Raw genomic sequence first — 10,169 nt, forward strand, 5'->3', positions numbered from 1 at the left:
GGGCCTCCGCAAAAGCGGAGGCCCGTCCCTCTCTATCGGATTCGCATGTCAGGAGGGGGAAAGCTAGACAAATGCAAGAGAGAGCGCTGGAACAAAGGACAAAATCAACAGCAATACACAGGAGACCAGGAAAAATGGTACGACCCATTTGAGCATGCTCTCCATCTTGATTTTGGCTACGGCCGCACCCACGAAGAGGTTGCAGCCATAAGGAGGCGTACACAGACCAACAGCTAGGTTTACCGACATGACAACACCGAAGTGAATGGGATTGATGTTGAACGCCTGAATGGTAGGCAGCAGCATAGGCGCGATGATGATGATGGCGGGCACGGTATCCAGAAAACAGCCCACGATCAGCAGAAACACATTGATGACCAGCAACAACACTACAGGGCTGTCGGACAGATTGGCCATAAAGTTGGTGATCATCTGGGGGACCTGTTCGAAGGTCATGAAGGTGGAGAACACTGTGGAGGTGCCCAGCAGGAAGGAAGTAACGCCGTTGAGGACAGCGGCGGACACAAAAGTTTTATACAGGTCATTCCAAGTCATGTCGTGGTACACGAACAGGGACACGATGATGGAGTACACAACGGAGACAGCGGCGGCCTCAGTGGGAGTGAAGAAGCCAGAGTAGATGCCACCTAGGATAATAAAGGGAGAGAGCAGAGCCCAGAACCCGTCCTTGGTGGCCTTGCCTACCCGGTGTAGCCGTTCTTTCCAGAACTGGATCATGGGAATCCTTTCTCCGACGGGCCCAAGCTCGGGTTTGTGGACCTCGGTGCCAGTGCGCTTGCAGATGATGATGTTTACCATCAAAAATACCAGGCCGATCATAACGCCGGGGATGATACCGGCCTTGAAGAGATCAGGCACGGAGGTTTTGGTTGAAGCTCCGTAGAGCACAAAGGACAGGGAGGGCGGAATGATGGGCCCCACGATACCGCCGAAGCAGACCAGAGTGGCGGCGTAGGAGGAATCATAACCCTTGCGCTTCATTTCGGGGATCATCATGCCGCCGATGGCAGAGGTGGTGGCCATGCCGGAGCCGGTAAGGGCGCCGAAGAACATGCAGGCCAGCATGGAAACGCACCCCAGGGCGCCGGTCACAAAATCGATCAGCGCAGAGGCAAAGTCCACGATCCGCCGGGCGATACCGCCAGTGGACATGATGGTGCCGGCCAGCATGAAATAGGGGATGGCCATGACCGTAAACGAGAAAATACCTGAATAGCAGTATTGTGCGTTGACCACCATGTTCAGATCCGAGAAGAAAAACATGGAGATCATGGTTGCGCCGCCAATGGCGAACCCCACAGGCACACCGATCGCCAGCAGGACAAACAGCAAAATCAACAGGACAATGATTGCATCCATGCTTAATCCCCTCCTTCCCGGGCCTTGGTGTCAGCGGGTAATTCGCCATTGATGAGGGTGAGGGCAGAGCGCTTGATGCTCACCAGTGTGCGGAGAATCATCAGTCCGCAGCCCAGCACCACCGCCAAGTAGCCCCAGGAGGTGCTGATCTTGATGCCAGCATAGGGCACATTGCCCTGAGCGACCACCAGTTCCACGCCATAGTAGAAGATGACGGCGCAGATGATAATCACGACGATATCGGAAATGATGTTGACGATCTGGGCCAAGCGGAAAGGCAGCCGATCCGTGAGCATAGTGATTTTAATATGCTCGCCTTCCCGCTGACCTAGACTGATGCCCATCCAGGAGATCCATACAAACAGGAATTTCCCCAGCTCTTCCGACCAGGACAGAGAATTGCCGGCCTTCCGCATGATGACCTGGACGAAAATGATGATGACCATCAAGGCAAACATGGAGACGATGATGACTTCTTCAATGTGATTTAGGATTGAAAAAATCTGTTTTTTTGCTGAATTCATAGACAAATTAGATGTATCACTGAAATACACCTTTTCCCCCCTCTCTCTACAGCATATTATAGGTTCCCAACCAGGCCGTACCGATGGCTTAGGCGGGCCTATATATAGTTTCCTCTAGGGTCAGCTCTGGGGAACGGTGGCTAGCCAGCGGTCCATCAGATCGTCGCCGATCTGCGCACGCAGATCGTCATACACAGGCTGCACGGCCTCCTTGAAAGCAGCGACCTCTTCATCAGTGAGCTCCTCCACAGTGGCGCCTTCCTCCTTGAAGCGATCAATATACTCCATTTCGTTGGCGCGCTCCTCCTCGCGCTGCTGCTCGCAGGCCAAGGCCACGCCCTCCTCGATCAGCGCCCGGTCCTCAGGATCCAGGGACTCGATCCATTCCAGGGAGCACACAATGGGGAAGGGGGAGCTTGCGTGGTTGGTAATGGTGATGTAGGGCGCGATCTCATGGATGTTGAAGTCATTGAACACACCCAAGGAGTGGTCAAGTGCCTCGATGGTGCCTGTGGAGAGGGAGGTCAGCACTTCGTTCCAGGACATGGGGGTAGGACTGCCGCCCATAGCGTCCCAGGTCTTGATGTCCAGATCGTTCTGCGCCACGCGGATCTTCTGGCCATGCAGATCCTCGGAATTGTGGTAGGTACTGGTGCGGCTGATCACCTGACGCATTCCATTATAGAACATGCCAACGCAGTAATAGCCGGAGGGGGCCAAGGTCTCGTTAAACAGCTCCAGACCGCCATTTTCAAAGGTGCCCTGCACCCAGTCCTCATAGGTGGGGTACAGGTAGGGGAGGTCTACCGCGCTAGTCGCGGGTCCGGACACGGAACTTACCACGGAGGATAGGTCGAACTCCATGGTGAGAGTGCCCAGCTTTACACCGGCCACCATGTCGGGGGAGTCGCCCAACTGGCCATTGGGGTAAACCTCCACTTTGAAACGGCCGGGCGCCTGATCTTCCAGCCACTCGCCCAGCCAAACGCTCCACTTGTGAGTGGAACGCGTATCAGAGTCGGTATGGCCAATTTTGATCACAATGGGTTCCTCAGAACTAGTGCTGCCAGTGTTGTTGGCAGAGGGGTTATCATTACCGCCACTGCTGGCACTGGGGCGGCTACAGCCGGAGAAAAGAGCCAGGCTCATGGCTGCCGCGAGAGTAAGCGCTAAAATTTTTTTCCGTTTCATAGTTCTCTCCTTCCTGTTCATTGCAGATGGTTCTATCTTTCAGCGGATAGGCCGCAGACATTCGCCGTTTAGGCCAGGGACAGGATCCTGCGGGCCTCGCCGGGGTTGGCGATCTCGCGGCCCAGCTCCTTGGAGAGGCGTACCACCTTGGCCACCAGCTCACCGTTGGAGGCGGCCTTGTGGCCCTTGCCCAGGTAGATGTTGTCCTCAAAGCCAACGCGGACATTGCCGCCCATTACGATGCCGGCGGCGGCCATGTCCCAGGCGCTGCGGCCGATGCCGGTGACGGTCCAGGTGGAGCCGGAGGGGATTTGCTTGACTAAGTAATTCAGGTTGCCCACCGTGGCGGGGGTGCAGCCGGACACCCCCAGCACGAAGTTGAACTGCATGGGGGCGCCGGGCACCAGGCCTTTCTTGGCCATGTTCAGGATGGTGTCCAGATGGCCGATCTCAAAGCACTCATACTCGGGCTTGATGCGGTTCTCAATCATCCGCTGACCAAAGGCCCGCATGGTAGGCATATCGTTGACGAAGATGTCGTCGCCGAAGTTGCAGGTGCCGCAGTCCAGGGTGGCCATCTCGGGGAAGAGCTCGGTGGGCTGAAGGCGCTCCTCCGGGGTCATGCCGGTGGCGCCGCCAGTGGAGGGGATCAGGATGACGCCAGGACAGGCCGCCTTGATGGCTTCCAGCACTACGCGGAACCGTTCCCGGTCCTGGGTGGGGGTGCCGTCGTCCCAACGGACATGCACATGAATGACCGCCGCGCCCGCATCATACGCGCTCTTGGCCTCTCGTACCATCTCCTCCACGGTGTAGGGGACAGCGGGGCTGTTTTCCTTGGTGACCTCCGCGCCGCAGATGGCTGCGGTAATGATGAGTTTTTCCATCATTCTCACTTCCTTTCTTAAACAAATTTTATTTGCAGTAGCGTTTTGTGAAGGAATCTCGTAGCTTCTCCTCCCTTCGCACAGCGTCAAAGGCAATTTCGGCATGGCCGGGGTAATATCCATTTCCGATAAGCATGGGCACATATTTCTTGATGCCCTCGGCCCCCAGAGACGCTTTGGCAAAATCAGTACTCATGCTGAAAAAGTAGATCATTCCCGTATCTTTAGTTACAAGCACCGTGGCCAATTCCGTGTTAGGTACACTCACGGTGTTGACCGTGAAGTCCGCCAGTTGGTCACCCAATGCATTCTGGTAAATATCCAGGGCCTCCAGAGGCTTCTTGGCATCGGCTTCCAGCACAACGTCCGCAATGCCCAGGCTACGCACAATCTCACACTGCCGGGGGGAATATTCCATGCAGATCACCTTGCCAGTGGGAGCTACCCGTTTTTTAGCCTCCGCCAGGCAGAGAAGCCCGGCCTTGCCGGCACCCACCACTACCACGGTATCTCCCGCCTTGACGTGGACTGCGACTTGGGCCGGGGCACCGGCCACATCCATCAACGCCAGGCTAAGCTGGTCGCCAAGGTCCTCCGGAAGCTTGGTGTAAATGCCGCTCTCGAACAGTATGGCGCTGGCTTTACAAAAGACCTGCTCGGTGTCCACGTCAATAGACGTGATCTCATTAATTTTTAGAGGAGTGAGTGACAGGGACACTAAAGTGGCGATCTTATCGCCCACCTGGGCGTCTGTAGAGCCAGCCAGATCGGCGCCAATCTCCTTGATGCGACCGATCAGAATACCGCCAGATTTTGTTACCGGGTCTTGGAACTTCCCGCGCTCGTCCACGATCTTCTGGATCTCCTGGGCGATCCGGTTCACATCGCCGCCACACTCTTGCTTGATGCGGCCAAAGGCTGTGGCCGTTGGCTGAAGCGCGATGACGTCGATCAGAATCTCATTGGAACAAATAGTGGGGGAGTTGTCCACCCGTTCTGCTGCCTGCGGAAGCAATCCTTTGGGGGAAATGACACGATGGCTTCCGTATGGATCTCCTCGCATGGTAGAGTCTCCTTTCTGTAGCGAAATACTATATTTTTGAACTGCAAGCTGCGTGCCAACTCATTTTTTGATATTTTTACTAGTTTTATCTTTAGTGAAACGGGAATTCGAAGTCCATTAACAGAAGAGCGAACCATAAATTGATCGAACGATCAATTTATGGTTCGCTTGTGATTCAAAAAAGGTTCACTTCTCTTCCGATTGAAGACCGTACAGATTTAATTTTCGGACTACAGAGGATTGACTAATCCCCAGCATGTTGGCAATCTTTCGAGTGGACTTGTACCGTTGCTGGTATAACTGGAGGATTTCCCGTTCCCGCTGGCTCAACATTTCCTTCAGAGAACCGCCGGTGGTCTGCTTGTGAAAATCCGGAGATGGAACGGCTGCTGCTACAGAAGGCGGCTCCACGCTGTCCATGGAGAGGACTTGGAGCACGTCCCGCGCCTCAATGATCCGGTTATTTGTCATAATCATCAACCGCTGGATCAGATTTTGCAACTCGCGGATATTTCCGCGAAAGGACTGGTTCTCCAGAAATTCCAGTGCTTTTGCGCCTAGCGACTTTTGAAGCCCGAATTCCAGGTTGTATCGCTCTACAAAGTATTTGGCTAAGGGGATGATGTCTGCCCGGCGCATGCGCAGAGGCAAAACAGTGATGGGATAGACGTTCAGCCGGTAGTAAAGATCCTCTCGGAATTCCCCGGCCTGCACCATGCGAGCTAGATTTCGGTTGGTGGCAGCGATGATCCGTACATCCACCTTGATGGGAGTTAGCCCACCGACACGAACAATTTCTTTTTCTTGGATCACGCGCAGCAACTTGGCCTGGAAAGTAAGGGGAAGCTCGCCCACCTCGTCCAAGAATAGAGTGCCGTTCTGTGCAGCTTCCCAGAGGCCGATTTTCCCCTTGATGTTTGCTCCGGTAAAGGAACCCTTTTCGTAGCCAAACAGTTCCGACTCCAGCAGATGCTCCGGAATCGCGGCACAGTTGATTTTGACCATTGGGAAGCTTTTTCGCTCGCTGTTCTGATGAATAATTCTGGCAATAATTTCCTTTCCAACACCGGATTCGCCATAGATCATGACGTTGGAGGTATAGCGGGCAACTTTAAGCGCCTGGCGCAGAGTGGCCTTGGCCTCCAGGCTATGGAAGATATATCCGCTCGCACAGTCCTCGTCCGCTTCACTCTTTGCGTGCGGTGTTTCGTCCGAGTTCGGGATAGAGATAGTCTCCGGCACACCGCATATCCCGCGCTGGATGTCTGTCTGCATTTGCGGGAACCTGCGCATTAGACCCAAAGTGTAGTCTGCGTGTCCCTCCAAAAAGCCTGTGTAAGGGATGACCTGAATCTCTTTGCCGATACTTTCTGCGGTCAGCGCCACGAATTTATAGTCGCAGCATATGGTGGCAAAGTATATGGTCCCATGGTTTTTGACTGCCAATAGGCTTGCAGCCTCAGTGTCTGCTGTGTTGATACAGTTGATGACTACATCAAAGCGCTGAATGATCTCCGCGTGTGGAGTGCCGCAAAAAGCGCTCAAGTTGGTGGCGTCCAGTTCCAACACCTCGTCGAACACGCTGCATGGTTCCATTTGAATACGGCTTTCCTGATCTCGCACGATACCTACAAGCCGTCCGCTGGAGCCCATCTTATCCTTAGCGGCATAGCCACACATCAGACCGATGCGGCCGCTGGCACCGAGTATCAGTACATCCTGCCCAGGTTGCACGATCTGATAGGAGCGAGTAGGGGCGCCAGCCTCATCCATAGCTGCAATCACGGCTCGCAGGGGCAAGTCCGGCGGTTTTTTGACGACTGGAGAGTTGGCATATAGGATGGCCTGACCCTCTACCTCCAGTTGGGCGCTTTCGTAGTCAATGCGGAGGATCTGCGTAATGTGCAGAGGGGTTACCGTGAGGGAGGACAGAGATATGATCTCGTCCTTTGGCCGGATATGGTAAATATTTGGGTAGCTGGGACCTAACTCCACCACGGTGCCATATAACATTCCTCCACTGTTGGTTACCGGATTGTGAAGTTTTCCCCGCTCGCGGACAATTTCTAAAACGCGTTGACACAGCAAGGCTCTATCCTCGCCTGTTTCGTCCAGAATTTCATTGAAGCTGGCCAAATTGATATTGATGATTTTGACGTCGATGAGAACCTCGTCCGACCGAAGCGTCATCGTATTATCTATTTTCCACGCCTGTTGGGCCAGGGCGTGCCGCGGCTCTATAGATCGTTCTAGCCCAAAGCTATCCATTATAGATGCCCTCTTCTGTCGCTTAATTTGATAGAAAGCGGACGGGCCCCATTGGGGACCCGTCCGGCAACTGTTTATTTCCGCTTGCAGTTCTTTGGGACCACACAGGTGCCGCTGGCTCGGCAGACCAAAACCGGCTCATCCAGAACGTCGGCCGCTGAAGCGCTTACGTCCGGCCTAGCTGTAATGACCTTGTACGCGGTAAAGGTCATCTTGCGGGACGTATTTCCGATATAAGTGATCTCGCCCTTCGCTTCGATGTAGTCTCCGGCGTAAACAGGAGCCAGAAACTCTATATTGTCGTATGCGCAAAACAACCCCTCATCGCCGTCGCAGCGGATCAGCAGTTCGGTAGCCACATCGCCAAAGAGGTGCAGCATATGTGCGCCATCTACCAGATTTCCACCATAGTGTGCATCTTTGGCAGACATTCTTACGCGCAGTTCAGAAACAAACTTTTCCATAAACTTAGTCTCCTTTCTTTTGAGGGACAACGCCCCCTCTGGAAATAGTGTATAGCAATTTTAATACCAACTGTTACTCAATGTGTCCTCTGCTTGGTGCTGGAAGTATGTCACAGGGGATTATAGCACAAAAAACAATATATTTTTAGATGCATAATACGGCTGATATAATCTAACGGATTCTGAGATTTTTACAGAAAATAAAGGCCTGGATGAATTAGTGCTGAGTTGGAAATATTCACCGCAAAGACATTCCGTTATGAGACTGCAAAGCCCAGAGACTATGTTGTGGGAGCCATGGTGGACGAAGCGATAAATTGTTGGCCTTTCTCTCGAGTGCATGCGCATAAATGGGGGGGGCATAGTCATCGGGAAGACCCGAAAACCAGTCGGTGGCGTGCGAGCTACGTTACTTTCGAGCGATGCCGCGATATGCCCGGCATCTGGAAATACCGCGGGCATTGCTTTCGGGGTGAGACGGTGGAGCGTGGCCAGGATCCGGTCTGCTGCTGAAAGATTTGTACTTTGAAATATGGGGGGCCAGAGTTTTGACGGCCGCCTGTTTTATGGAGTAAAGGTAACGTGAAGCGGCTGCCGGAACTGGACAGGCTGGTGCAGTCCGCTTACGGGGATAAGGTCATGGGACGCGTCCCGGAAAACCTGTGTGTCCAGCTCTTGAATGGCTATGAAGTAGAGCGAGCCGCAAAGCAGGAGCGGCGTAAGGTACTTTGCGAACTGCTGTCTGCCAGGCGGGAAAAAGAACAGTCCGTAGACGAGTGGCTGAACATGATGCAGGATTATGCTCAGCTGGAAGAAGTGGATCGCCCCACACTGGTTCGGCTCATTCAGACGCAAGGTAAAATCAGCGTTCAAGGCCAAATTTGCCAAAGGACAAAGGATTTTCGCCTATGTGCCCATTGGCTGCCGCAAGGACCCGGAGGAAAAATGCCATTTGCTGATTGCTGAGGATACCCGCTGGATAATTGAAAAAATTTATGCCCTTGCGGTGCGTGGGGTGGGAGCCGCTAAAACCTCCAAGGTACTGACGCAAGAGAAGGGATCCACCCCCGGCTGGCTGAACTATCAGCGCAAAGGGACATTTGCAAACATCTACGCCAACGCCCCGGAGGGAAAAGCCTACGCCTGGACCATAGCCCAGGTCAAAAGCATTTTGGAGGATGAAACCTACATCGAAAATTCGGTCCATTACCGGGAAACAAATATCTCCAACAAAAATAAGAAGCGTATCCGCAAGGACCCCAGCGAGTGGGTACGTGTCGAGGGGACTCATGAGGTGATCATTTCGAAAGATGTTTTTGACCGTGTGCAAGAACAGATCGCCACACGCCGCCGTTATATGAAGGACCAGACAACACAAATTTTCTCCAGGCCTCTCAAATGCGCCGGTTGTGGCTGGTCTATGCGTTTCAGGACAAAACGCCAGATCAAGAAACCATACAGGCATTACGATTGCAGCCGCTATGGACAACTCGGCAATCAGTGTTCCGCACATTATGTCCGCTATGATGTTCTTTATCCCTATGTTCTCTCCCGTTTGCAGTTCTGGATTAAGGCGGTCCATCAGAATGAGAAAGCCATAGCCGCCCGCCTTTTGAAGCCCTCCAACAGTGGACAGGAGGCAAAGCACAGACGGGCGGCGGCGGAGAAAAAGCGGGCGGAAAAACGTCTTGCCGAGCTGGACAGCCTGATAGCCCGGATATATGAGGACAGGACCGCGGAGGTCATGACCGCCCGGAACTTCTCTATGCTCTCCCAAAAGTACCAGCAGGAGCAGGAGGCGCTGGAGACTAAAATCCTGGTCTTGAATACACAGCTTGAAGCCGCACGGGAACAGACGGAAAACATTGAAAAATGGCTTGCTTTGGTAAAGCAATATGCCGACCTGTCTGAGCTGACCGCAGAAGTATGATTACCTTGCTTGAAAAAGCCTTATCCATGAGGCGGTAAAGGACAGCGAGGGAAAACGGGTACAGAAAATCGAGATTTTCTATCGCTTCATTGGCAACATCGACCAAGCCGTTGACACCATCTTTTTAACTGCGTGAAACGGACCAGAGTTTACCGGACAGTGAAAAAATAATTCGGCTGAGTGAGATCTTCGGAGTAACAACGGATTATTTGTTCAAAGGCAAAGAGTCAGACCCTATGGACATCTATGTCCAGCATACTTCAAAAGGCGGGGGCGGATATGTCTGCGAAGGTGACGGAGCGCTTGGAAGGGGTACGCCGCATGAGCACCGCCAGCGGCCCTTCTGCTGGCGGCCGCCGCGGTTATTGCTGGACGCATTTGCTGCTCAAGTGTTGACCGGCGGACGGCCTGCACTAAGGCAAACAGCAGGCGGAGCAAAGAGGCGCGGGGCAATGCCCCGCG

The 10,169-nt window shown here is 53.6% G+C and carries 10 protein-coding genes; 3 read left to right on the forward strand and 7 right to left on the reverse strand.

Annotated elements, in window-relative coordinates; all coding sequences use genetic code 11:
- Positions 1 to 63: 63 nt before the first annotated feature.
- From HMPREF0372_RS09465 to kal, 7 genes are all read right to left on the reverse strand, one after another.
- Complete coding sequence (locus HMPREF0372_RS09465; RefSeq protein WP_007491450.1) at positions 64 to 1,380, reverse strand: TRAP transporter large permease; 1,317 nt, start codon at positions 1,378 to 1,380, stop codon at positions 64 to 66.
- Between the two features lie 2 nt (positions 1,381 to 1,382).
- A complete protein-coding gene (locus tag HMPREF0372_RS09470) occupies positions 1,383 to 1,838 on the reverse strand; it encodes a TRAP transporter small permease (protein ID WP_198948368.1) in 456 nt (151 codons plus the stop codon).
- A gap of 186 nt (positions 1,839 to 2,024) precedes the next feature.
- Complete coding sequence (locus HMPREF0372_RS09475; protein ID WP_207635680.1) at positions 2,025 to 2,945, reverse strand: TRAP transporter substrate-binding protein; 921 nt, start codon at positions 2,943 to 2,945, stop codon at positions 2,025 to 2,027.
- A 218-nt stretch (positions 2,946 to 3,163) separates the two neighbouring features.
- Positions 3,164 to 3,982, reverse strand: coding sequence for a 3-keto-5-aminohexanoate cleavage enzyme (gene kce / locus HMPREF0372_RS09480; protein WP_039997123.1), 819 nt, complete (start codon positions 3,980 to 3,982; stop codon positions 3,164 to 3,166).
- Between the two features lie 28 nt (positions 3,983 to 4,010).
- On the reverse strand, positions 4,011 to 5,045 hold the full coding sequence (gene kdd / locus HMPREF0372_RS09485; RefSeq protein ID WP_039997124.1) for an L-erythro-3,5-diaminohexanoate dehydrogenase: 1,035 nt from the start codon (positions 5,043 to 5,045) through the stop codon (positions 4,011 to 4,013).
- A gap of 186 nt (positions 5,046 to 5,231) precedes the next feature.
- A complete protein-coding gene (locus HMPREF0372_RS09490) occupies positions 5,232 to 7,313 on the reverse strand; it encodes a sigma 54-interacting transcriptional regulator (RefSeq protein ID WP_007491459.1) in 2,082 nt (693 codons plus the stop codon).
- Positions 7,314 to 7,387: 74 nt separating this feature from the next.
- Positions 7,388 to 7,777: a 3-aminobutyryl-CoA ammonia lyase gene (gene kal / locus HMPREF0372_RS09495; protein WP_009259558.1), complete on the reverse strand. Its 390-nt coding sequence runs from the start codon at positions 7,775 to 7,777 to the stop codon at positions 7,388 to 7,390.
- Positions 7,778 to 8,359: 582 nt separating this feature from the next.
- Here kal and HMPREF0372_RS20580 point away from each other — a divergent pair.
- Genes HMPREF0372_RS20580 through HMPREF0372_RS20585 form a run of 3 tightly spaced genes read left to right on the forward strand, consistent with a single transcriptional unit; the run spans position 8,360 to position 9,843 of the window.
- Entirely contained in the window at positions 8,360 to 8,743 is a 384-nt protein-coding gene (locus HMPREF0372_RS20580; RefSeq protein ID WP_007491462.1) for a hypothetical protein, read from the forward strand.
- The gene (locus tag HMPREF0372_RS09500) at positions 8,730 to 9,707 is read left to right on the forward strand and encodes a recombinase family protein (RefSeq protein WP_050810487.1); all 978 of its coding nucleotides are present in this window, start codon (positions 8,730 to 8,732) and stop codon (positions 9,705 to 9,707) included. Before HMPREF0372_RS20580 ends, HMPREF0372_RS09500 begins: the two co-directional genes overlap by 14 nt.
- 22 nt (positions 9,708 to 9,729) lie before the next feature.
- Positions 9,730 to 9,843 carry a DUF4368 domain-containing protein gene (locus HMPREF0372_RS20585; protein ID WP_080568026.1) on the forward strand — a complete coding sequence of 38 codons (114 nt, stop codon included), beginning with the start codon at positions 9,730 to 9,732 and terminating at the stop codon, positions 9,841 to 9,843.
- The last annotated feature ends 326 nt before the right edge of the window (positions 9,844 to 10,169 follow it).

This window comes from Flavonifractor plautii ATCC 29863 (assembly GCF_000239295.1).
Classification (GTDB): domain Bacteria; phylum Bacillota; class Clostridia; order Oscillospirales; family Oscillospiraceae; genus Flavonifractor; species Flavonifractor plautii.

What these genes read in the sequence shown, in the direction of transcription:
- HMPREF0372_RS09470 (WP_198948368.1), bottom strand. Translation starts at nt 1,838, where the DNA reads ATGTTTGCCTTGATGGTCATCATCATTTTCGTCCAGGTCATCATGCGG.
- kdd (WP_039997124.1), bottom strand. Translation starts at nt 5,045, where the DNA reads ATGCGAGGAGATCCATACGGAAGCCATCGTGTCATTTCCCCCAAAGGA.
- HMPREF0372_RS09465 (WP_007491450.1), bottom strand. Translation starts at nt 1,380, where the DNA reads ATGGATGCAATCATTGTCCTGTTGATTTTGCTGTTTGTCCTGCTGGCG.
- kal (WP_009259558.1), bottom strand. Translation starts at nt 7,777, where the DNA reads ATGGAAAAGTTTGTTTCTGAACTGCGCGTAAGAATGTCTGCCAAAGAT.
- kce (WP_039997123.1), bottom strand. Translation starts at nt 3,982, where the DNA reads ATGGAAAAACTCATCATTACCGCAGCCATCTGCGGCGCGGAGGTCACC.
- HMPREF0372_RS09490 (WP_007491459.1), bottom strand. Translation starts at nt 7,313, where the DNA reads ATGGATAGCTTTGGGCTAGAACGATCTATAGAGCCGCGGCACGCCCTG.